The following is a 22,882-nucleotide window of genomic DNA, read 5'->3' on the forward strand; positions in this document are numbered from 1 at the left end:
GCGGGCGCTTCGGTGCCCGCCTTATCAGGAGAACCCCATGTTTGATCTACTCCTGCGCCGTGCGCGCCTCGCCGACGATACCCTGACCGATATCGCCATTCAGGACGGGAAGATCGCCGCGACAGGCCAAATTGACGCTCCCGCTCGTAAAACGGTTGAGCTTAACGGTGTCGTGTTCGTCAGCGCGGGCTGGATTGACTCCCACGTCCACTGCTACCCGAACTCCCCAATTTACCACGACGAGCCGGACAGCGTGGGCATTGCCACCGGCGTCACCACCGTGGTGGACGCGGGCAGTACCGGGGCCGACGACGTGGATGATTTTTACGCCATCACCCGCAAAGCATCCACCGAGGTGTTTGCCCTGCTGAACATCTCCCGCGTGGGGCTGATTGCCCAGAACGAGCTGGCCAATATGGCCAATATTGATGCTGATGCGGTGAAGCAGGCGGTGACGCGCTACCCGGATTTTATCGTCGGCCTGAAGGCGCGCATGAGCAGCAGCGTGGTCGGTGAAAACGGCATTACCCCGCTGGAGCGCGCGAAAGCGATTCAAAAAGAGAATGGCGACCTGCCGCTGATGGTGCACATCGGCAACAACCCGCCGAACCTTGATGAGATTGCCGAGCTGTTAAGCTCCGGCGACATCATTACCCACTGCTACAACGGCAAGCCTAACCGCATCCTGACGCCCTCCGGCGAGCTGCGCGCCTCCATTACGTCTGCGCTGAAGCGCGGCGTGCGTCTGGACGTCGGCCACGGCACGGCGAGCTTCAGCTTTGAGGTGGCGAAACGCGCCATCGCGATGGGCATTCTGCCGCACACCATCAGCTCGGATATCTACTGCCGCAACCGCATCAACGGCCCGGTCGGCTCGCTGGCCAGCGTGATGTCGAAATTCCTCGCCATCGGCATGTCATTGCCGCAGGTGATTGACTGCGTCACCGCCAACGCCGCAGACGGCCTGCGCCTGACGCGCAAAGGCCGCATTCAGCCTGGTCTCGACGCTGATCTGACGCTGTTCACCCTCAAACGCCAGCCGACGGTGCTGACGGATGCTGAAAACGACAGCCTGCAGGCTGAACACATTCTGGTGCCGCTTGCCGCGATCCGCGCGGGCAAGGGCTACATGACCGAACAAGGGAGCACGGAACATGCCTTCGATTTATGAGAAGTACAACTTAAAGCAGGTTATCAACACCTCTGGCCGCATGACGGCGCTGGGTGTCTCCACGCCGCGCCCGGAAGTGGTGCAGGCGGCGATGGACGGCATGAATCACTATTTCGAGATAAAGGATCTGGTCAATAAAACCGGCGAATACATCGCGAAGTTGCTGGAGGTGGAAGGCGCAACGGTGGTCTCCTGCGCGTCGGCGGGCATTGCCCAGTCCGTGGCGGCGGTACTGGTGAAAGACAGCGACTGGCTGCTGGAAAACCTGCACGTCACACCGATTGAGAACAACGAGATCGTCCTGCCGAAAGGCCACAACGTTAACTTTGGCGCGCCGGTAGGCACCATGGTAGCGCTGGGCGGCGGCAGGCTGGTGGAAGCGGGCTACGCCAACGAATGCTCTGCCGATCAGCTGGCGGCAGCGATCACCCCGCGTACAGCGGCTATCCTCTACATTAAATCGCACCACTGCGTACAGAAAAGCATGCTCAGCGTCGAGCAGGCGGCGGTGGTGGCGCGTAAACACGACCTGCCGCTGATCGTTGATGCCGCGGCGGAAGAAGATCTGCATACCTATTACCGCTCCGGCGCGGACCTGGTGATCTACAGCGGCGCGAAGGCGATTGAAGGCCCAACCAGCGGCCTGGTGATCGGCAAAACCCAGTACGTTGAGTGGGTGAAGCGCCAGACGGCGGGCATTGGCCGCGCGATGAAGGTGGGCAAAGAGGGGATCCTCGGCCTGACCTGCGCCATCGAACACTACCTGACGGCCACCAGGGAGAGCGGGGCCGAGATGGTGGCGAAGATGACGCCGTTTATTGACGCGCTCAACACCCTGAACGGCGTCACCGCCCGCGTGGTCTGGGACAGCGCGGGTCGCGATATCGCGCGCACCGAGATTAAGTTTGACGAAGCGACCACCGGCGTCGGCACCGGTGAACTGGTGAACGCACTCAAGCAGGGCGAATACGCCGTTTACTTCCGTGGCTACAAGGCCAACGAAGGGATTATCGAAGCGGATGTGCGCAGCGTGAATGCTGACCAGCTAAACATCGTGTACCGCCGCATTAGCGAAGTATTAGGACAGGAGAAAAAAGCATGAAACTGACCCCCAACTTTTACCGTGACCGCGTCTGCCTGAACGTGCTGGCAGGATCGAAAGCCAACGCCAGCGCCATTTACGAGGCGGCGGAAGGTCATGTGCTGGTGGGCGTGCTCTCCAAAAATTACCCCGACGTGGCGAGCGCCGTCGCGGATATGCGCGAGTACGCGGCACTGATTGATAACGCGCTCTCTGTGGGGCTGGGCGCAGGCGATCCGAACCAGTCGGCGATGGTGAGTGAAATCTCCCGCCAGGTACAGCCGCAGCACGTCAATCAGGTCTTTACCGGCGTGGCCGCCAGCCGCGCGCTGCTGGGGCAGAATGAGTCCGTGGTCAACGGTCTGGTCTCCCCGACCGGCACCGTCGGCATGGTGAAAATCTCCACCGGCCCGCTGAGCAGCAACGCGCCGGACGGCATTGTGCCGGTGGAAACCGCGATTGCCCTGCTGAAAGATTTCGGCGGCAGCTCAATCAAGTACTTCCCGATGGGCGGCCTCAAGTGCCGTGACGAGTATAAAGCGGTGGCGGAAGCCTGCGCCCGTCACGACTTCTGGCTGGAGCCGACCGGGGGAATCGATCTGGAGAACTTTGAGGAGATCCTACAGATCGCCCTGGACGCGGGCGTGAGCAAAATCATCCCGCATATCTACAGCTCGATTATCGACAAAGCCAGCGGCGACACGCGTCCGGAAGATGTGCGTACGCTGCTGGAGATGACGAAGAAGCTGGTGAAGTAGAACCTGCCCCTCACCCCAGCCCTCTCCCCAAAGGGGAGAGGGTGTAATCGTCCCCTCTCCCCTTTGGGGAGAGGGTTAGGGTGAGGGGAAACACACCGCACACACCCGAAGGAGCCACCATGCACACCCGTACCCTGCTTGTCGCTTCACTCTCAATGCTCGCCACCGCCGCTGTCGCCCAGACGCAATACGCCTGGGTGGGTACCTATAATCCCAACGGCGAAGGGCTGTACCGTTTTACCGTCGACCCGCAAACCGGCGCGCTCGATAACAAAACGCTGGTGAGCCAACTCCCGAACGCTGCGCAGCTTACCGTCTCGCACGACGGCAAAACGCTCTACCTGGCAAGCGAGGTGGAGCAGGGCGTGGTGCAGGCGTTGCGAATAGGCGATAACGGCGCGCTGAGCGAGCTGAATCAGGTGGCCTCCGGCGGCGCGGGACCGGTGTATCTTTCCCTGACGCCGAACGGCAAACATTTGCTGGTGGCGAACTACGTCAGCGGATCGATCGCGGTGCTGCCCGTTAACGCAGACGGCAGCCTGGGCGATGCTACGGACACCCATCAGGACAAAGGCGAACCGGGCGCGGCAAAGCCGGAAGCTGCCGTCGAGGGCAGTTTCGCCATCAGCGATCATAACGGCCCTCACGCGCACATGATCGCCGCCGATCCGAGCGGGAAATACGTTTTTTCCACCGATCTGGGGCTGGATCGCATCTATCAGTACCGTTTTGACGATCGAACCGGAAAGCTGACCCCGAACGATCCGCCGTTTATCCGCGCCTCCTCAAAAGGGGCCGGGCCGCGCCACTTCGTCTTTACGCCGAAGGGGGATGCCCTGTGGCTGATTAACGAAGAAGCCTCTACGCTCACCCATTATGCGCTGGACAGCAACGGCAGGCTGAAAGAGGGTAAAACGATTTCAGCCTTGCCGGACGGTTATAAAGGCACCAGTTTTGCCGCCGGGCTGGCGCTAAGCGCCGACGGGAAACAGCTGTATGTCGCTAACCGTTTGCATAACAGCATCGGGCACTTTACCGTAACGGCGGAGGGCACGCTGACGCATCAGGACGATGTCTGGACGCGAGGCGACTATCCGCGCACCCTGACGCTTGATAAGCAGGGGCGCTGGCTGTACGTCATGAACCAGCGCAGCGACAACATTACCCGTTTCCGCGTGGCGCCGGACGGCAAGCTGAGCGCCGAGTCAGACTATACCCCGGTCGGCAGCCCATCCCAGATGGTCATTTCACCCTGAGCAGTAAGAGGACAACGACGTGCGATTTCCGAACCAACGTTTAGCACAACTTTTCGATCTGTTGCAAAACGAGACGCTGCCGCAGGACGAGCTGGCGCAGCGGCTGTCGGTCTCCACGCGAACCGTCCGGGCGGATATCACCGCCCTGAACGCGCTGCTGGCCAGCCACGGCGCGCAGTTCATTTTGAGCCGGGGCAACGGCTATCAGCTCAAAATCAATGATGTGGTGCGCTATCAACAATTGCAGTCGTCCCACCCGCGCGCGCTGCGTATTCCGCGAACCGGACCGGAGCGTGTGCACTATCTGGTGGTGCGTTTTCTGACGTCAGCCTTTTCCCTCAAGCTGGAGGATCTGGCCGATGAGTGGTTCGTCAGCCGGGCCACATTGCAGAGCGACATGGTGGAAGTGCGCGAGTGGTTTCACCGTTACAACCTGACGCTGGAAACCCGCCCGCGCCACGGCATGAAGCTGTTTGGCAGCGAGATGGCGATCCGCGCCTGCCTGACCGACCTCCTGTGGGAGCTGGCGCAGCAGGATAGCCTTAACCCGCTGGTGACCGACGTGGCGCTCAACGCGGGCGTGGCGGAAAAGATGGTCCCTGTCCTGCACGACGCGCTGACGCGCCATCACATTCGCCTGACCGATGAAGGCGAGCTGTTCCTGCGCCTGTACTGCGCGGTGTCGGTGCGGCGCATCAGCGAGGGGTATCCGCTGCCGGAATTCCACGCTGAAGACGTGGAAGAGAACGTACGCGAGGCGGCTAAAGATATCGCTGTGGCTATCCAGGAGCTGGCGGGCAAGGCGCTTTCGCCATCGGAAGAGAGCTGGCTGTGCGTGCACATTGCGGCGCGGCAGATCCAGGAGATCGCCCCCAGCGCCATTAATGCTGACGACGACGAAGCCCTGGTCAACTATATCCTGCGCTACATCAACACCCACTATAACTACAACCTGTTGAGCGACGAGCAACTGCATGCAGATCTGCTCACGCACATCAAAACCATGATTACCCGCGTGCGGTATCAAATCATGATCCCCAATCCGCTGCTGGATAACATCAAGCAGCACTACCCGATGGCGTGGGATATGACCCTGGCGGCGGTGTCGAGCTGGGGCAAATACACGCCGTATGTGATCAGCGAAAACGAAATTGGTTTTCTGGTGCTGCATATCGGTGTCGGTCTGGAGCGCCACTACAACATCGGCTACCAGCGTCAGCCGCGCGTGCTGCTGGTATGTGACGCCGGTAACGCGATGGTGCGCATGATCGAGGCGGTGCTTCAGCGCAAATACCCGCAGATTGAGGTGACGCGCACGCTCACCCTGCGCGAGTACGAACTTGCCGATGCCATCGGCGAAGACTTCGTGATCTCCACCGCTCGCGTGAGCGAAAAATCCAAACCGGTGGTGATAATCGCCCCGTTCCCGACCGATTATCAGTTAGAGCAGATCGGCAAGCTGGTGCTGGTGGACCGTACCCGCCCGTGGATGCTGGAGAAATACTTCGACGCGGCCCATTTCCGCATTCTCGACAAGCCTGTCGACCAGCAAACGCTGTTCCGCGAACTGTGTGGGCAGCTTGAAAGCGAAGGCTTTGTCGGCGCGGAATTTCTGGAATCGGTTATCGAGCGTGAAGCTATCGTCAGCACTATGCTCGGCGACGGCATCGCGCTGCCGCACTCCCTCGGCCTGCTGGCGCAAAAAACGGTGGTCTACACCGTGCTGGCGCCGCAGGGCATTCAGTGGGGAGATGAAACTGCCCATGTCATTTTTCTGCTCGCCATCAGCAAAAGCGAGTACGAAGAGGCAATGGCGATTTACGATATTTTTGTCACTTTCCTGCGTGAACGCGCGATGGCGCGCCTGTGCCAGTGCGAGGATTTTGCGGCGTTTAAGGCTGAGGCAATGGAGAGTGTGAGTCGGTTTTGACGTTCAGGCGGACAGAGGATATCCGCCTTCATTCAACGCAGATGATGCACAACCTGGTTGCTGCTGCCGCGCCAGATAAGCATAGGATCTTTTAGATCCTGCACGAACTTGCCGTCGACCAGGACGTTAATCAGATCCACCACTTCCTTCTGCTGCGCATTCAGTTCATCCAGCTTATAACCCGTCCAGACCCAGATGTCTTTTCCCGCGCACTCGCGGCGGATGCGTTTTACCAGCTTCAGGATCGCCGGCACGTTTTGCGGATGGAGCGGGTCGCCGCCGGAGAGCGAGATCCCCTGACGTTTAATGCGCGTGTCGTTCAGGTCGTTGATGATGCGGTCTTCCATCTCAGCGGTAAACGGCATACCCGAGTTCAGGCGCCAGGTGCTTTTGTTATAGCAGCCGGGGCACTCGTGAACGCAGCCTGATACAAAGAGGGTGCAGCGGGTGCCGGGGCCGTTGACGATGTCGACGGGGTAGTACTGGTGATAGTTCATCGCGAATAACCACGCCGGGTGGCGCTGCGCTTACCCGGCCTACAAAAGAGAGCGGTCCGTAGGCCCGGTAAGCGCAGCGCCACCGGGCATTAACGTGGCAGTGGATTACCCGATCTGCCCATTCCCCAGATGTTTCACCCTGCGCTTCACCTCTTCCTGCTTACCGGCGTTAAACGGACGGGCGTCCGGGCTGCCGAGGTAGCCGCACACGCGGCGGGTTACGGAGACGCGGGCTGCATCGTGGTTACCGCATTTAGGGCAGGTGAAGCCTTTGCTGGTACACTCGAACTCACCGGTAAAGCCGCACTCGTAGCACTCGTCGATTGGCGTGTTGGTTCCGTAGTACGGAACGTGCTGATAGCTGTAATCCCACACGTCTTCCAGCGCCTTCAGGTTATGCTGAATGTTCGGGTACTCGCCGTAGCAGATAAAACCGCCGTTCGCGATGGGCGGATAGGCCGCTTCGAAGTCGATCTTGTCGTACGGGTTCACCTTCTTCTCCACATCGAGGTGGAAGCTGTTGGTGTAGTAACCTTTGTCGGTCACCCCTTCCACGATGCCGAACTCGGCGGTATCCAGACGGCAGAAGCGATCGCAGAGGTTTTCGCTCGGCGTGCTGTACAGGCTGAAACCGTAGCCGGTTTCCTCTTTCCACTGGTCTACCGCATCGCGCAGGCGCTGCACAATCGCGATACCTTTCTCACGCAGGGCGTCGTTGTCATAGATGTGCTTGTCGCCAAACAGCGCGTTAATGGTTTCGTGAATGCCGATATAGCCGAGAGAGATCGACGCGCGACCGTTTTTGAAGATCTCCGACACATCATCATCCGCCTTCAGGCGCACGCCGCAGGCCCCTTCCATATAGAGAATTGGCGCGACGCGGGCTTTCACCCCTTCAAGGCGGGCGATGCGGGTCATCAGCGCCTTACGTGCCAGCTGTAAACGTTCATCCAGCAGCGCCCAGAAGGCCGCTTCATTACCTTTGGCTTCCAGCGCGATGCGCGGCAGGTTCAGGCTGATGACGCCCAGGTTGTTGCGCCCGTCGTGGATCTGCTCGCCGTTCTCATCCTCGTACACGCCGAGGAAGCTGCGACAGCCCATTGGCGTTTTAAACGAACCGGTGACTTTTACCACCTGGTCGTAGTTCAGAATGTCCGGGTACATACGCTTGCTCGCGCACTCCAGCGCCAGCTGTTTGATGTCGTAGTTCGGATCGCCAAACTTGTGGTTCAGGCCGTCGCGAATGGCGAACACCAGTTTCGGGAACACCGCCGTTTTACGGTTTTTACCGAGGCCGGAGATACGGTTACGCAGAATAGACTGCTGGATCAGGCGTGATTCCCAGCTGGTTCCGAGGCCAAACCCGAAGGTCACAAACGGCGTCTGGCCGTTGGCGGTGTGCAGCGTGTTTACTTCATATTCCAGCGACTGGAACGCGTCGTAGCACTCTTTCTCGGTGCGGGAACGGGCATAACCGTCGGCGTCCGGGATCTGCCACTCTTCCGCCGTTTTACGGTGTTTGTTGAAGCTCTCGGTCACGAACGGGGCCAGCACTTCATCGATGCGGTTAATGGTGGTGCCGCCATAGATGTGGCTCGCCACCTGGGCGATGATCTGCGCCGTAACCGCCGTCGCGGTGGAGATGGATTTCGGCGGCTCAATCTCGGCGTTACCCATTTTAAAACCCTGGGTCAGCATGCCTTTCAGGTCGATCAGCATGCAGTTAAACATCGGGAAGAACGGCGAGTAGTCGAGATCGTGGTAGTGGATCTCACCGCGCTCGTGCGCCGAGACTACATCGCGCGGCAGCAGGTGCTGGCGGGCATAGTGCTTGGCGACGATACCAGCCAGCAGGTCGCGCTGGGTCGGGATCACTTTGCTGTCTTTATTGGCATTTTCATTGAGCAGCGACGAGTTGGTTTGCTCTACCAGGCCGCGGATCTCCTGGTTCAGGCGACCGCGTTTCTCACGCTGGACGTCACGGTCGTGACGATACTCAATGTAGGCGCGCGCCAGCTGCTTGTACGGACCAGACATCAGCTGGTTTTCAACCGCGGTCTGGATCTCGTTGATATCCACCTGGCTGCGTTCGTGCATCTGGCTGCTAACGACTTCTGCGACGGTGGCGCAGTAATCTGCGTCATCGACTCCCGCTGCTTTAGCTGCACGCAGAATGGCTTCTTTGATGCGCTCTGATTTAAACGGCACTTTACAGCCATCACGTTTCATCACATGCGGTGTCATGATCACTCCATTTTAAAAACAGGTTATCCACAGAGGTGGAGAAGTATTCACCGGGCGTATTCCTCGCCGAGGCAAAGACTTCCCGCGTGCCCAGCTCGTGTTATCCACAATTCCGGCCAGCGTTCGCGCCGTCTTGTTGTTGGAATAGTAGACGATAAATACAAGATGTTGGGTCGGCGTGCATTTTAAGTGCTACATATAGTGATTTGCATCAAACATGTTTGCGATTTTTTTGATGCAGGACAAAGTAAAAAGACGAGAGTACAAACGGCGGGCGCTGAGGCAATTGTAAAGACGCGAAGGAAAAATCTGATTAATTATTCAACAAAAACAGTAAAGTAAGCCGGACACGGCATCGTGCCCGGCGGAGGAATTACTGCTTTAACCACCACACGGCTTCAAACGGACGAAGCATTGAGGTTTGAGGGCCGGGGTAGTTGCTTATCACCACCTGCGACTCGCCGCTGAGAGCGTCCGCTTGCCATTCCTGAGGCAAATGGCTCAGGTTCGCCACCACCATCAGCGTTTGCCCCTGCCACTGGCGGCGATAGCACCACAGGGAAGGGTGGTCAGGCAGGAGATCCTCATAATCCCCCCACGTCAGCACCGGCAGGGTTTTGCGCAGGCGAATCAGCGACTGATAGGTGTAGAACACCGAGTCGGGGTCGTCCAGCGCCGCGCGGGCGTTCACGATTTCGTAGTTGTCGCAGACACCAATCCACGGTTCGCCCCCGGTAAAGCCCGCATTGTGCGAGGCGTCCCACTGCATCGGCGTGCGCCCATTATCACGTGACTTACTCGCCAGAATCGCCAGCAGTTCATCCGTATCGCGGCCGTTAGCCCGCTGTTCGGCGAACATATTCAGGCTTTCTACGTCGCGGTAGTCGGTGATACGGCTGAAATGCGGGTTGGTCATGCCCAGCTCTTCACCCTGATAGATATACGGCGTGCCCTGCATCCCGTGCAGCACCATGCCGAGCATTTTCGCCGCCGCCACGCGGTGTTCCCCTTCGTCACCAAAGCGTGACACGATGCGCGGCTGGTCATGGTTACACCAGAACAGCGCGTTCCAGGCTTTGTTGTGCATCCCCTGCTGCCAGTGGCGGAAAAGGGTTTTCAGCGCCACAAAATCCGGCTTCGCAAGCGTCCACTTTTCGCCGCCGGGGTAGTCCACCTTCAGATGATGGAAGTTAAAGGTCATCGACAGCTCGCGCCCGTCGAGCGACGCATACTGCTGACAGTTCTCCAGCGAGGTGGAGGACATCTCGCCCACCGTCATCAGGTTGCGCGGCGTAAAGACATCCCGGCTCATCTCCTGAAGATATTCGTGGATGCGCGGCCCGTCAGTGTAGAAACGTCGGCCATCCCCGATGGTGTCGTCCGGGAAATCCTGATCTTTTGAAATCAGGTTAATGACGTCCAGACGCAAGCCGTCCACGCCGCGATCGGCCCAGAACTCGCACACTTTTTTCAGCTCGGCGCGCACCGCCGGGTTTTCCCAGTTGAGATCCGCCTGCTCCGGCGCGAACAGATGCAGATAATACTGCTCGCTTTCGGCATGCCAGCGCCAGGCGTTGCCGCCAAACTTGGAGCGCCAGTTGTTGGGAAGCGCGTCCGGCGTACCGTCGCGCCAGATATAGAACTCACGGTACGGACTCGCTTTATCCAGCGACTCACGGAACCAGGCGTGCTGCGTGGACGTGTGGTTAAAGACCATATCCAGCACAATGCGGATGCCACGTTCATGCGCCCGGGCAACCAGCTCGTCAAAGTCGTCCAGCGTGCCGTAGGTCGGGTCGATGGCAGTGTAGTTCGCCACGTCGTAACCGTTATCCACCTGCGGCGAGATATAAAACGGCGTCAGCCAGATGGCGTCAATGCCAAGGGTTTTCAGGTAGTCAAGGCGCTGCGTTACGCCGCGCAGATCGCCGGTGCCGCTGCCGGTGGTATCCTGAAAACTCTTTGGGTAAATCTGATAGATAACGCCGTTCTGCCACCAGTGAGGAAGGGTATTCATAGTACGTTCCTGCAAATGCGAAGGGGCGCAACTGCGCCCCGAAAAAGGGAATTAAACAATCTGCAACGTGCCCTGACGGAACTTACGCTGGTAAACCACGGTAGTCAGCGCCATTGGGATGATAATCGCCACCGCCATCGCCAGCGCAAATACCTGCCAGAATGAAGGCTGAATGGAGAGGATACCCGGCAGGCCGCCGACGCCAATCCCGTTTGCCATTATGCCGTTCAGGCCGCACAGCAAGCCCGCCAGACCGGAGCCGATCATCGCGCAGAGCATCGGGAAGCGATATTTCAGGTTGATACCGTACATCGCCGGTTCAGTGACGCCGAGGTAGGCGGAGATAGCAGCCGGAACGGAGATCTCACGCTCGTTGTGCTTACGGCTGACGATAATAATGCCGGTTACAGCGGAGGCCTGCGCAATGTTAGACAGGGCGATGATCGGCCAGACCGGCGTGCCGCCGAGGCTCTGGATCATCTGCATATCGATCGCCAGCGTGGTCTGGTGCACGCCGGTGATCACCAGCGGAGCGTACAGGAAGCCGAACAGTGCGGCGCCAATCGGTGCGAAGCTGCCGGTCATCAGGTGACGGACCGCGAAGGCCACGCCGTCGCCAATCATGCGGCCAAACGGACCGATAAAGGCATGCGCCAGGAACACCGCCAGGATCAGCGAGCAGACCGGGACCACCACCAGATAGAGATAGTCCGGCACGATGCGCTTCAGACGCGTCTCAATAAAGCCCAGCGCCAGACCCGCCAGCAATGCCGGGATAACCTGCGCCTGGTAGCCCACTTTGGCGATGGTAAACAGGCCGAAGTTCCACACCTCTGGCGTTTGCTGACCAAGTAAGTAAGCGTTCATTAACTGCGGAGAGACCAGCGTCACGCCGAGTACGATTCCGAGAATGGGCGTTCCGCCCATCTTGCGCACCGCTGACCAGCAGATCCCGACCGGCAGATAGAAGAAGATGGCTTCGCCAATCAGCCACAGGAAGTCATAGATGCTTTGCAGCGCCGGGTACATCTGCGCCAGGGTTTTGCCGTCGCTCATTGGCACATCGCCGATGACGTTACGGAAGCCCAGAATTAAGCCCCCGCTGATCAGCGCCGGCAGCAGTGGGAAGAAGATCTCCGCAAAATGGGAAATCAGCTGCTCATGCCATTTCATATTCTGGCGCGCTGCCTTCTTCGCCTGCTCTTTATCGGCGGAAGAGTGCCCGGTAGTCGCCAGCAGAGCCTGATAGTAATCGCCCACTTCGGTACCAATCACCACCTGGAACTGCCCGGCGTTGGTGAAGCAGCCTTTAACCATTTTCAACTCTTCAATGGCTTTCGGATTGGCTTTGGCCGGATCGTTCAGCACGAAGCGCAGGCGGGTAATGCAATGGCTGACGGTGGCGATGTTCTCGCGTCCGCCGACCAGGACGATCAGCTGATCGATATCGGCTTGTTTGACTTTACTCATCATGAAACCTCATGACAGATGGTGAAAGGGGTTATGACCTGTGCGCAAGCCTACTCCTTCAACGTGACGGCGAAAATGGGAACGTTCCCGAAATCGGGCGAAGATCACAATAATCCATTCAAAAAAATTATGAGAGGCGGGCTGGAATAACGATCTGACGGGGCTCGGTACGCCCGGTAATTTGCTCGATCAGCTGCGCGGCAGCCTGCCGGCCAGACTCGGCATAACCCGGGTCAACGCTGATAATCTCCGGGTGTAAGAACTTCATCAGCGGCGTGCTTCCCACGCTCGCTAACTGCAGCTCCCCGATGCGTTGTTCCTGCAAATATTTGCTCGCACCCAATGCAAGGGTATCCGTGGCGCACACCAGGGCGGTGGTTTGTGCAGTCAGCACGCTGGCGACCTGCTCATATCCCTGTTTCATACCCAGTCCAGGCAGCGCGGCCACGGCGGGGAGATTGTTTTTTTTACAAAACGCCAGGTACGCTTCATGGCGACGCTTGCCGGTGGTGATGTCGGCATGCGGCACGCCGAGATAGCTGATATGCCGATGGCCCTGTTCATACAGGCGCTGCATCAGGATCACGATTGCCCCTTCGTCATCGTAACAGACAGAGGCAAACCCGCTGGCGTCGCGCGCCAGCAGCACCAGAGACGGCTGCCAGGGTTTAAGCATGTCCTCTTTAAGGCCGGTAAACCCGAACAGCACTACGCCATCAATGTTGCGGCGCTGAAGCATACCGAGATGCTCCTCCACCATTTGCGCCGAGAACTTGCTCTCCATCATGATCGGATCGTAGCCCTGCTCGTAGAACGCGGGCAGCATCGTCTGTACGGCGAGGTTTTCGGAGAGGGAATCCAGACGCGAGACAATAATGGCGACCACTTTATCGCTCTGCCCGCGCATGGCGCGCGCGGAGCGGGAAGGGGAAAAACCGTGCTGATTCATCACCGCCTCGACGCGCTCGCGTGTGCGCTCGCTGACACCGCTTTCGTTGTTAAGCACGCGTGAGACGGTCGATTTCCCCACGCCGCTTAAACGCGCGATGTCTTTAATCGTAAGGCGGTTCTGCATGCTGTATTCCCTGTAACAACGATAAAATAATCAGTTGAGCCTAATGCTATCCTGCGAATTCGCTATGGGCAAAGTCTGGTTTACGTGCGGTTTATTTACGAGGGGGTATCATACCGCCCGAATAGTCACAAAAGGTATGGTTAAATCCTTATACTGCGCGACGACATCCCATTTTTAACTTACCGGAGGCCACATGGATCCCGATCCCACACCTCTCCTGACCAGGAGAAAACCTTCTTTCCGGTAAGCCAGCCTTTTGCTGTCTCACCGGCGTGAGGCAGCAACGTTCATACGTTCCTGCTTGATAAATTAAGTGCCTGACAGGTACGGCTCTGCCACGCCTGCGGGAAAACTGCGTCCGCCTTTGCGGATGCGGGGGAATGACTATGCTGAAAAATATCACCCGGCAGCTGTTCGCGCAGCTGAGCCGCCACCTGCCACATCGCCTGATTGCGCGCGATCCGCTGCCAAATGCCAACACCCTGGCGGGCGCGGAAATCCCCGCTTCCCTGACCGAGCGCTGCCTGAACGTGGCGGCGATGGATGAAAACGAAGTCTGGCGCGCCTTTGGCGGCCACCCGGAAGGGCTGAATGCGCAAGAAGTGTCAAAAATCCGCGAGGAACATGGCGATAACCAGATCCCGGCGCAAAAACCCTCACCATGGTGGGTCCACCTGTGGCTCTGCTACCGCAATCCGTTCAACCTGCTGCTGACGGTGCTCGGGATTATCTCTTACGCCACTGAAGATCTGTTTGCCGCAGGCGTAATTGCCCTGATGGTGGGGATCTCCACGCTGCTTAACTTTATTCAGGAAGCGCGCTCCACCAAAGCGGCGGATGCACTGAAAGCGATGGTCAGCAATACTGCCACCGTGTCGCGCGTGATTAACGACCTCGGCGAAAACGCCTGGATTGAACTGCCCATTGACCAGCTGGTGCCGGGCGATCTGGTGAAGCTGGCGGCGGGTGACATGATCCCGGCGGATTTACGCATCATCCAGGCGCGGGATCTGTTCGTCGCGCAGGCGTCACTCACCGGTGAATCCCTGCCCGTAGAGAAGGTGGCGAGGACCCGCGATCCGCAGCAGATGAATCCGCTGGAATGCGACACCCTGTGCTTTATGGGCACCACGGTGGTCAGCGGCACGGCGCAGGCCATTGTCACCGCTACCGGCGGCAACACCTGGTTTGGACAGCTTGCCGGACGCGTCAGCGAGCAGGAGAGCGAGCCGAACGCATTCCAGAAAGGCATTGGCCGCGTCAGCATGCTGCTGATCCGCTTTATGATGGTCATGACGCCGATTGTCCTGCTGATCAACGGCTACACCAAAGGTGACTGGTGGGAAGCGGCGCTGTTCGCCCTCTCCGTGGCTGTCGGCTTAACGCCGGAAATGCTGCCGATGATTGTCACCTCCACGCTGGCGCGCGGGGCGGTCAAACTCTCTAAACAAAAGGTGATCGTCAAACACCTCGACGCCATCCAGAACTTTGGCGCGATGGACATTCTTTGCACCGATAAAACCGGCACCCTGACCCAGGACAAAATCGTGCTGGAGAACCACACCGATATCGCCGGAAAGACCAGCGAACGGGTGCTGTACAGCGCGTGGCTGAACAGTCACTACCAGACAGGGCTGAAAAACCTGCTCGACGTGGCGGTGCTGGAAGGTGTGGATGAAGAGTCTGCCCGCATGCTCTCCGGCCGCTGGCAGAAAGTGGACGAAATTCCGTTCGACTTTGAACGGCGCCGCATGTCGGTGGTGGTCAGCGAGCAGCCGGACGTACATCAGCTGATCTGCAAAGGGGCATTGCAGGAGATCCTGAATGTTTCCACGCAGGTGCGTCATAACAGCGAGATCGTGCCGCTGGATGAGACCATGCTGCGCCGCATCAAACGCGTCACCGATAACCTGAACCGTCAGGGGCTGCGCGTGGTGGCGGTAGCAAGCAAGTTCCTGCCCGCGCGGGAAGGGGATTACCAGCGTATCGATGAATCCGATTTGATCCTCGAGGGTTACATCGCATTCCTCGATCCGCCGAAAGAGACCACCGCGCCGGCGCTGAAAGCACTGAAAGCGAGCGGGATCACCGTCAAAATCCTGACCGGCGACAGCGAGCTGGTGGCGGCCAAAGTGTGCCACGAAGTGGGCCTGGACGCGGGCGACGTCGTGGTGGGGAGCGACATTGAGCACCTGTCCGACGATGAGCTGGCCGAGCTTGCCCTGCGCACCACGCTGTTTGCCCGCCTGACGCCGATGCATAAAGAACGCATCGTCACTCTGCTGCGTCGTGAAGGGCACGTGGTGGGCTTTATGGGCGACGGCATCAACGATGCGCCAGCCCTGCGTGCGGCGGATATCGGTATCTCCGTGGACGGCGCGGTGGATATCGCCCGCGAGGCGGCAGATATCATTCTGCTGGAAAAGAGCCTGATGGTGCTGGAGGAGGGCGTCATCGAAGGGCGTCGCACCTTCGCCAATATGCTCAAATACATCAAAATGACCGCCAGCTCCAACTTCGGTAACGTCTTCAGCGTGCTGGTGGCGAGCGCCTTCCTGCCGTTCCTGCCGATGCTGCCGCTGCACCTGCTGATCCAGAACCTGATGTACGATGTCTCTCAGGTCGCCATCCCGTTTGATAACGTGGACGACGAGCAGATCCAGAAGCCGCAGCGCTGGAACCCCGCCGATCTGGGGCGCTTTATGCTGTTCTTTGGGCCGATCAGCTCCATCTTTGACATTCTGACCTTCTGCCTGATGTGGTTTGTGTTCCACGCCAATACCCCGGAACACCAGACGCTGTTCCAGTCCGGCTGGTTCGTGGTGGGGCTGCTGTCCCAGACCCTGATTGTGCATATGATCCGCACCCGCCGCATTCCGTTTATCCAGAGCCGTGCCGCATGGCCGCTGATCGTGATGACGGGCATTGTGATGGCGCTCGGGATCGCGCTGCCGTTCTCGCCGCTTGCAAGTTACCTGCAACTTCAGGCGCTGCCGCTGAGCTACTTCCCGTGGCTGGTGGCGATCCTCGCGGGTTACATGGTGCTGACGCAGATGGTCAAAGGGTTCTATAGCCGTCGGTATGGATGGCAGTAACGGCAAGCCCGGTGGCGCTGCGCTTACCGGGCCTACGATCCGAACGTAGGCCGGGTAAGGCGAAGCCGCCACCCGGCAGCTGGCTTTCCTCCCAAATTCAACAACCTGTGATCTCCGTCGGCGCATTCGCTTGACGACAATTTGAGCGCATGTTAACAGAATGTTTTGCCTTTATTTGGCCCGTCAGATAAGGAACATTCATGTTACGGTACAGCCTCTTAACCGCCGGGCTCATGCTCGGCGCCTCCGCCTTTGCCGCCCCGGCAGGCGACCTTCCCTTAATGCCCTGGCCTGCGAAGGTTGAACGCCCGACCACACAGGGTGCGCTGGTGCTTAACAATCAACTCTCCGTGAGCGTCAGCGGCGACGATCTGGGGGATGCGGTCAACCGCCTGCGCCAGCGCATCGCCCTGCAAACTGGCTGGATGCTACAGCCGCAGGCCGAAAAACCTGACAAGCCAACCATCCGTATTTCCATCGCTAAAAAAGTGAAGCCGCAGCCGCTGCCGGACAGCGATGAGAGCTATAAACTCACGGTGGACGCCAACGGCGTAAATATCTCCGCCAACACCCGCTTCGGCGCGCTGCGCGCCATGGAAACCTTGCTCCAGCTGATGCAGAACGGTGCCGAAAACACCTCGATTCCGTGGGTTACCATTGAAGATTCGCCGCGCTTCCCGTGGCGCGGGCTGCTGCTCGATTCAGCGCGCCATTTCATCCCGTTACCCGATATCAAACGCCAGATCGACGGCATGGCCGCGGCTAAGCTCAACGTCCTGCACTGGCATTTGACGGACGATCAGGGCTGGCGCTTTACCTCGAAGCGTTATCCAAAATTAACCCAGCTTGCCAGCGATGGGCTGTTCTACACCCCGGAGCAGATGCGCGAGATTGTGCGTTACGCTGCCGAGCGCGGCATACGCGTGGTGCCGGAAATTGATATGCCGGGCCACGCCTCGGCGATTGCCGTCGCCTACCCGGAGCTGATGAGCGCGCCGGGGCCGTACGCCATGGAGCGCCACTGGGGCGTGCTTAAGCCAGTGCTGGATCCCACCAAAGAGGCGACCTATACCTTTGCCGACGCGATGGTCAGCGAACTGGCGGCGATCTTCCCGGATCCGTATCTGCATATTGGCGGCGATGAGGTTGACGACAGCCAGTGGAAAGCGAACGCTGCGATCCAGAGATTCATGCGCGACAACAAACTGGCGGACAGCCATGCGTTGCAGGCGTATTTCAACCGCAAGCTGGAGACGATCCTTGAGAAGCACCACCGGCAGATGGTTGGCTGGGATGAGATCTACCATCCCGATCTGCCGAAAAGCATTCTGATCCAGTCCTGGCAGGGACAGGACGCGCTGGGGCAGGTGGCGCAGAACGGCTATAAGGGCATTCTTTCTACCGGTTTCTACCTCGATCAGCCGCAATCCACCGCCTACCACTACCGCAATGAAATTGTGCCGCAGGGGTTGAACGGCGTGGATGTGATAGCAGACACCGACAGCGTCCAGAGCTGGGCTTTCTCGATGCCGCGTCTGAAAGGCAAGCCGGTGGAAGGCAGCTTTACGCTGGTGAAAGGCGATGCTGGCTGGCGCGGATTCATTGATTTTGCCGGGAAATCGCGTCGGGCGGTGGATAACATTCAGTGGCGGGACGACAATCAGGTAACGTTTACCGTTGATACCTGGATGGGTGAAACGCGTCCGGTCGTTTCTGTTGAGAACGATAAGCTCAGCGGCTATTTCCTGGTGGGTAACGCCCGCTACCTGATTAGCGGCACGCGTCTGGACGAGGTGCCGAAAGGCGTTCCGCCGGTGGTGCCGGACCCGGCGAACGAGGCCAATCTGCTCGGCGGTGAAGCCGCGCTGTGGGCGGAAAACGTAGTCGCGCCAGTGCTGGATATCCGTCTGTGGCCGCGCGCCTTTGCGGTGGCGGAGCGGCTTTGGTCGGCGAAGGACGTCAACGACATCGACAACATGTATACCCGGCTCCAGGCGATGGACAGCTGGTCCACGGTATCGGTTGGGCTACAGCAGCATACCCAGCAGCAGGTACAGTTCACGCGCCTCGCTAATAATGCGGATACCTTGCCGCTGCAAATCCTCGCCCAGGCGCTTGAACCGGCGCAGTATTACACCCGCCAGCATCTTAAGTTCCAGGCCGGAAACTATCATCAGTTTGAGCCGCTCAACCGGCTCGCTGACGCGCTAAACGCGGAAAGTGCGACCGTGCGTCAGATGAATAAATGGGCTGATCGTCTGGTGAGCGATGCGGAAGACACGGAGAGCGCCGACGCGCTGCGCCACGTCTTTAACCGCTGGCAGAACAACACCAGCGACGTGCTGGCCTTGAGCGAAAACAGCTATCAGTTGAAGGCCATCAAACCGGTAATTCAGGAGGTGGACAAGCTGGCCTCGATTGGCCTGCGGCTGACGGATCTGGTGGCACGCCAGGGAACGCTGGATGATAAAGAGATCGCGTCGATCCAGAGCGAACTGGATAACGCGGCGAAAATCCAGGACGAGGTGGTGATTGCGGCGGTGTACCCGCTGGAAACGCTGCTGCGTGCGACGCAGAATCAGTAGAAAAAAATACCCCTCACCCCAACCCCTCTCCCCTTTGGAGGGAGGGCCAGGCGAGGGGGCTCTATCGGTACCCTCTCCCCTTTGGAGGGAGGGCCAGGCGAGGGGGCTCTATCGGTACCCTCTCCCCTTTGGAGAGAGGGCCAGGCGAGGGGGCTCGATCCGTTCCCTCTCCCCTTTGGGGAGAGGGTTAGGGTGAGGGGTAAGGTTTTTCCACTCAGTTCTTCAACACCCACGCCTCTTTCCAGTGCGCGCCAACGCCAGGCTCAAACTGGTTTGCGGTTGGGCTGTACTGCACGCAGTAGCCGCTGTACGGGAAAGGCTTACATTCGTAGGTCTTACCGTCTTTTGGCTGTAGTACCACGGTGCCTGCTTTGTACGAGGCGATATTGTCCGGGAAGGTAAAGTCGTGGTGGCCGGTGCTGTCCGCAGCCGCATCGCTTTCCAGCATCAGGTTCAGCACGTCCTGGGCGAACATCGTGCCGTCTTTATTGGTCGCGTAGTATTTCAGCATATGGTGTCCCGCCGTCACGTCAGTCAACGTCATGGTCACGTCCTGATTGACGTTGTTCATGTCCTGCTTCAGGTAACCTTTTTCCGCACCGTGGTGGTTCATCACGTGTGCTTCAAAATTAACGTCACCCTGCGTGTTGACGTGGAAGGTGACGGTCGCGTTGCCATGTTCGATTTTGCTGTATTGCAGATCGGAAACGGCGATGGTCTCGCTCACCTGCGCTTTTTGCTCTTCATAGGAGATGGCAACGGATTTCAGCGTGCTGCCCTCTTTCACGAATACGCTGTTGGCGCCGTGAACCGGGCTGATGTCACCGGCTTCATCTTTAACACCGACGCGGACATCGCTCTGAGCGGTGTTGATCTTCTGCGCCAGATCGTAAGACCACTGATTAGCGTCGCCTTGTTCAGCAGAGCCGATGGTCATTTCGGTACGCATGGCGGTCACTTCACCGTTGGCGTCGAAGAAGCGTGCGATAACCTTATCGCCCACGTTCAGGTTATTACCGGCAATCTGGCCGCTCAGGGTATTGCTCCATTCGGAAACGATCGCAGGCGTTTCGTCCGGGGTTACGTTGCCACCATTCCCGAAATCAACGTCAATGGCCTGATAAAAGCTATTTGAGGTGTCCGCAATTTCCCACACGCCGTAAATAACCTGGTACCCCGTACGCGCAGGAACATTGCAAGTCATGGATTTTGTTACGGCTGGTGCCTGACTATTTCCGTTGATCGTACAGAATGGAGTTAATTCAAATTGATCGCGAGTCAGCGGCTTATTTGGATCCCAGTTTTGTTTGGTGATGTAATAGCGCCAGTTAGTGGTTTTATGCGGTGCAGTATGATGCCAGACGAACTCATGCGGGCCTGCCGTTATTGGGTTTTTGGTCCAGGCATTCAGGCTTTGCTTATCCAGCTGAGAATACTGGGAAATACCTGCACTGGCGAGCTGGCCGTCCGGCGGCATAGCGCCGGTCGGGAAACCGGAAGTTTTTTCCACGCTCTGCGGTTCATACTGTACAGCGCCGCAATCAATATTTTGGCCAAGCTTACACATATAGGCGCGGCTGGCTGGAGATTCAATATAGCCGTGAGCAAATGCCGACGATGCAACGGTCACTGTCGCGAGGGCAAGTGCAATTTTTGAAAGTTTCATTACTCATCCATTATTAGAGAATATTACCGGGTGGAGAAGCTTAATAATGGACGGTGCGATTTGTCATTTTATATGGAGAGTAAAAATAGCCGAAATAAAAAGGACAGCTAAGCTGCCCTTTCTTAATTGAATTGAATTAGCGACGTACGGCAATCGCTTCAATTTCAATTTTCACGTCTTTTGGAAGACGCGCCACTTCCACGCAAGAGCGAGCCGGGAAGGTCGCGTTGTGCTCGGTGAAGAACGCTTCGTAAGTGGCGTTAACGGTCGCGAAATCATTCAGATCTTTCACGAACACAGTGGTTTTGACGATATCGCCCACTTTCAGACCGGCAGATTCCACGATCGCCTGCACGTTTTCCAGCGACTGACGCGCCTGCGCCGCTACGTCGGCGGGCACTTCACCGGTTTTTGGGTTCACCGGGATCTGACCAGAAGTGATGATCATGCTGCCCAGATCAACGCCCTGAACGTATGGGCCGATAGCCGCTGGTGCATTTTCCGTCGCGAGTACTTTGCTCATTTTTTCTCCAGAATTACAGCGTTAAGAATGTTCCCGGCCATTATAACAGCCGGGATTTCATTACCAACCTCAATTAGTTGGCCAGCACCACATAATGAGAAAACTCTTTTTCGCAGTATTTGCATTTGAGTGCGATGTCATTGGCGCGTTTTTTCACTGTGAAACTGGAGGAAACCGGCTCAGCATGACTGATGCAGTTGCTGTTCGGGCAGACCAGCACGCTTTCGATGCGATCCGGCAGGCTTGGGCGGGATTTGCCCACCACGTCGTAATCGTCGATGCGGTTAACCGTGGCGTCCGGCGCGTACAGCGACAGCTGGTTAACCTGCTCGTCGGTCAGGAAGGTGTTCTCGATTTTGATCAGGTCTTTACGGCCCATTTCGCCCGACGGCAGGTTCAGGCCGATGGTGATGCGCTGGTCCGTTTCGGTCAGTTTGAACAGCGTCAGCAGTTTAAAGCCCACCTGCGCAGGGATGTGGTCAATCACGGTGCCACGCTTGATGGCTTCAACCTGGAGTTTGTTATCGTGTGTCATGGTCGTCTCCCCTTACAGAGCTAATTCGCGATTCAGAACCAGTGCCAGTAACGCCTGGCGAGCGAAGATGCCGTTTCCGGCCTGCTGGAAGTACCAGGCGTGCGGCGTTTTGTCCACGTCTGTGGTGATCTCATCGATGCGCGGCAGCGGGTGCAGCACCTTCATATTGTCACGCGCGCCTTCAAGGTCGCTGGCGCGCAGCACGAACTGCGCCTTCACGTTGGCGTACTCGGACGGATCCAGACGCTCTTTCTGCACGCGGGTCATGTAGAGAATATCCACGTTGCCCATCACCTCTTCGATACTGGCGTGCAGGCTCCACGCGATGCCTTTCTCGTCCAGCATGTCGAGAATGTACTGCGGCATCGCCAGCGCGTCCGGCGCGATAAAGAAGAAGCGGTTGCCGTTAAATTTCGCCAGCGCCTGGGTCAGGGAGTGGACGGTGCGGCCATATTTCAGGTCGCCGACCATGGCGATGTTCAGGTTCTCAAGCGTGCCCTGCGTCTCCTGAATGGTGAACAGATCCAGCAGGGTCTGCGTCGGATGCTGGTTAGCACCGTCACCGGCGTTCAGCACCGGAATGCGGCCGGAAAACTCGGTCGCCAGACGCGCCGCGCCCTCCTGCGGGTGGCGCATCACAATCGCGTCAACGTAGGTACTGATAACCGAAATGGTATCCGCCAGGGTTTCGCCTTTTTTGCCCAGCGACGTGTTGCTGCTGTCCGAGAAGCCCACCACGCTCGCGCCCAGACGGTGCATGGAGGTTTCGAAGGAGAGGCGGGTGCGGGTCGAGGCTTCGAAGAAGCAGCTCGCAATCACCTTGTGCTTCAACAGCTCCGGTTGCGGATTGGCCTTCAGTTTTGCCGCGGTTTCCAGAACCAGTTCCAGCTCTTCGCGGCTGAGGTCGTTTATGGAAATGATGTGTTTTTGATAAAGCGGATTCATGTTTATCTCCTGACGCCGGGCAAAAAAAAGCCCC

The 22,882-nt window shown here is 58.2% G+C and carries 16 protein-coding genes; 7 read left to right on the forward strand and 9 right to left on the reverse strand.

Annotated features, from left to right (window positions below; all coding sequences use genetic code 11):
• Window positions 1–37: 37 nt before the first annotated feature.
• The 5 genes from ACOTXC_RS14035 (at window position 38) to ACOTXC_RS14055 (ending at window position 6,196) form a co-directional block, all read left to right on the forward strand.
• On the forward strand, window positions 38–1,171 hold the full coding sequence (locus ACOTXC_RS14035; protein ID WP_022646862.1) for an amidohydrolase/deacetylase family metallohydrolase: 1,134 nt from the start codon (window positions 38–40) through the stop codon (window positions 1,169–1,171).
• Window positions 1,155–2,273: a DgaE family pyridoxal phosphate-dependent ammonia lyase gene (locus ACOTXC_RS14040; RefSeq protein WP_063849838.1), complete on the forward strand. Its 1,119-nt coding sequence runs from the start codon at window positions 1,155–1,157 to the stop codon at window positions 2,271–2,273. The genes ACOTXC_RS14035 and ACOTXC_RS14040 overlap by 17 nt, the downstream gene beginning before the upstream one ends.
• Window positions 2,270–3,010, forward strand: coding sequence for a 2-dehydro-3-deoxy-phosphogluconate aldolase (gene dagF / locus ACOTXC_RS14045; protein WP_023299185.1), 741 nt, complete (start codon window positions 2,270–2,272; stop codon window positions 3,008–3,010). The genes ACOTXC_RS14040 and dagF overlap by 4 nt, the downstream gene beginning before the upstream one ends.
• A gap of 119 nt (window positions 3,011–3,129) precedes the next feature.
• Window positions 3,130–4,266, forward strand: a complete 1,137-nt coding sequence (locus ACOTXC_RS14050) for a lactonase family protein (RefSeq protein WP_048965764.1) — start codon at window positions 3,130–3,132, stop codon at window positions 4,264–4,266.
• Window positions 4,267–4,285: 19 nt separating this feature from the next.
• The gene (locus ACOTXC_RS14055) at window positions 4,286–6,196 is read left to right on the forward strand and encodes a BglG family transcription antiterminator (protein WP_023305322.1); all 1,911 of its coding nucleotides are present in this window, start codon (window positions 4,286–4,288) and stop codon (window positions 6,194–6,196) included.
• Between the two features lie 32 nt (window positions 6,197–6,228).
• On the opposite strand, the gene nrdG is transcribed toward ACOTXC_RS14055, so the two are convergent.
• From nrdG to treR, 5 genes are all read right to left on the reverse strand, one after another.
• Window positions 6,229–6,693: an anaerobic ribonucleoside-triphosphate reductase-activating protein gene (nrdG, locus tag ACOTXC_RS14060; RefSeq protein WP_022646867.1), complete on the reverse strand. Its 465-nt coding sequence runs from the start codon at window positions 6,691–6,693 to the stop codon at window positions 6,229–6,231.
• A 105-nt stretch (window positions 6,694–6,798) separates the two neighbouring features.
• Window positions 6,799–8,937: an anaerobic ribonucleoside-triphosphate reductase gene (nrdD, locus tag ACOTXC_RS14065; RefSeq protein WP_022646868.1), complete on the reverse strand. Its 2,139-nt coding sequence runs from the start codon at window positions 8,935–8,937 to the stop codon at window positions 6,799–6,801.
• Window positions 8,938–9,310: 373 nt separating this feature from the next.
• Window positions 9,311–10,954, reverse strand: a complete 1,644-nt coding sequence (treC, locus tag ACOTXC_RS14070) for an alpha,alpha-phosphotrehalase (protein WP_063853060.1) — start codon at window positions 10,952–10,954, stop codon at window positions 9,311–9,313.
• Window positions 10,955–11,005: 51 nt separating this feature from the next.
• Window positions 11,006–12,424: a PTS trehalose transporter subunit IIBC gene (gene treB / locus ACOTXC_RS14075; RefSeq protein WP_280005346.1), complete on the reverse strand. Its 1,419-nt coding sequence runs from the start codon at window positions 12,422–12,424 to the stop codon at window positions 11,006–11,008.
• 127 nt (window positions 12,425–12,551) lie between these two features.
• Complete coding sequence (gene treR / locus ACOTXC_RS14080; protein ID WP_022646876.1) at window positions 12,552–13,499, reverse strand: trehalose operon repressor TreR; 948 nt, start codon at window positions 13,497–13,499, stop codon at window positions 12,552–12,554.
• A 386-nt stretch (window positions 13,500–13,885) separates the two neighbouring features.
• Here treR and mgtA point away from each other — a divergent pair, with 386 nt between their 5' ends.
• Both mgtA and ACOTXC_RS14090 read left to right on the forward strand, forming a co-directional pair.
• Window positions 13,886–16,594, forward strand: a complete 2,709-nt coding sequence (gene mgtA / locus ACOTXC_RS14085; RefSeq protein WP_063150733.1) for a magnesium-translocating P-type ATPase — start codon at window positions 13,886–13,888, stop codon at window positions 16,592–16,594.
• 200 nt (window positions 16,595–16,794) lie between these two features.
• On the forward strand, window positions 16,795–19,179 hold the full coding sequence (locus ACOTXC_RS14090) for a beta-N-acetylhexosaminidase (RefSeq protein ID WP_421767770.1): 2,385 nt from the start codon (window positions 16,795–16,797) through the stop codon (window positions 19,177–19,179).
• 214 nt (window positions 19,180–19,393) lie between these two features.
• Here ACOTXC_RS14090 and gbpA read toward each other — a convergent pair whose 3' ends face one another.
• From gbpA to pyrB, 4 genes are all read right to left on the reverse strand, one after another.
• Window positions 19,394–20,845: an N-acetylglucosamine-binding protein GbpA gene (gene gbpA / locus ACOTXC_RS14095; RefSeq protein ID WP_421767771.1), complete on the reverse strand. Its 1,452-nt coding sequence runs from the start codon at window positions 20,843–20,845 to the stop codon at window positions 19,394–19,396.
• A gap of 136 nt (window positions 20,846–20,981) precedes the next feature.
• Entirely contained in the window at window positions 20,982–21,368 is a 387-nt protein-coding gene (ridA, locus tag ACOTXC_RS14100; RefSeq protein WP_003863373.1) for a 2-iminobutanoate/2-iminopropanoate deaminase, read from the reverse strand.
• Window positions 21,369–21,441: 73 nt separating this feature from the next.
• Window positions 21,442–21,903, reverse strand: a complete 462-nt coding sequence (gene pyrI, locus ACOTXC_RS14105; protein WP_421767772.1) for an aspartate carbamoyltransferase regulatory subunit — start codon at window positions 21,901–21,903, stop codon at window positions 21,442–21,444.
• Window positions 21,904–21,915: 12 nt separating this feature from the next.
• Window positions 21,916–22,848 (reverse strand): aspartate carbamoyltransferase, encoded by a 933-nt coding sequence (pyrB, locus tag ACOTXC_RS14110; protein WP_063152419.1) that lies wholly within the window; start codon window positions 22,846–22,848, stop codon window positions 21,916–21,918.
• Between the last annotated feature and the right edge of the window lie 34 nt (window positions 22,849–22,882).

Source organism: Enterobacter cloacae complex sp. IR5428, from assembly GCF_049238585.1.
Taxonomy (GTDB): domain Bacteria; phylum Pseudomonadota; class Gammaproteobacteria; order Enterobacterales; family Enterobacteriaceae; genus Enterobacter; species Enterobacter intestinihominis.

Bases quoted from the DNA above. Each gene is read 5' to 3' on its own strand.
- treB (WP_280005346.1), bottom strand. From the start codon at position 12,424: ATGAGTAAAGTCAAACAAGCCGATATCGATCAGCTGATCGTCCTGGTC.
- ACOTXC_RS14040 (WP_063849838.1), top strand. From the start codon at position 1,155: ATGCCTTCGATTTATGAGAAGTACAACTTAAAGCAGGTTATCAACACC.
- pyrI (WP_421767772.1), bottom strand. From the start codon at position 21,903: ATGACACACGATAACAAACTCCAGGTTGAAGCCATCAAGCGTGGCACC.
- dagF (WP_023299185.1), top strand. From the start codon at position 2,270: ATGAAACTGACCCCCAACTTTTACCGTGACCGCGTCTGCCTGAACGTG.
- ACOTXC_RS14050 (WP_048965764.1), top strand. From the start codon at position 3,130: ATGCACACCCGTACCCTGCTTGTCGCTTCACTCTCAATGCTCGCCACC.
- ridA (WP_003863373.1), bottom strand. From the start codon at position 21,368: ATGAGCAAAGTACTCGCGACGGAAAATGCACCAGCGGCTATCGGCCCA.
- ACOTXC_RS14090 (WP_421767770.1), top strand. From the start codon at position 16,795: ATGTTACGGTACAGCCTCTTAACCGCCGGGCTCATGCTCGGCGCCTCC.
- treC (WP_063853060.1), bottom strand. From the start codon at position 10,954: ATGAATACCCTTCCTCACTGGTGGCAGAACGGCGTTATCTATCAGATT.
- nrdD (WP_022646868.1), bottom strand. From the start codon at position 8,937: ATGACACCGCATGTGATGAAACGTGATGGCTGTAAAGTGCCGTTTAAA.
- treR (WP_022646876.1), bottom strand. From the start codon at position 13,499: ATGCAGAACCGCCTTACGATTAAAGACATCGCGCGTTTAAGCGGCGTG.
- nrdG (WP_022646867.1), bottom strand. From the start codon at position 6,693: ATGAACTATCACCAGTACTACCCCGTCGACATCGTCAACGGCCCCGGC.
- gbpA (WP_421767771.1), bottom strand. From the start codon at position 20,845: ATGAAACTTTCAAAAATTGCACTTGCCCTCGCGACAGTGACCGTTGCA.
- pyrB (WP_063152419.1), bottom strand. From the start codon at position 22,848: ATGAATCCGCTTTATCAAAAACACATCATTTCCATAAACGACCTCAGC.
- mgtA (WP_063150733.1), top strand. From the start codon at position 13,886: ATGCTGAAAAATATCACCCGGCAGCTGTTCGCGCAGCTGAGCCGCCAC.
- ACOTXC_RS14035 (WP_022646862.1), top strand. From the start codon at position 38: ATGTTTGATCTACTCCTGCGCCGTGCGCGCCTCGCCGACGATACCCTG.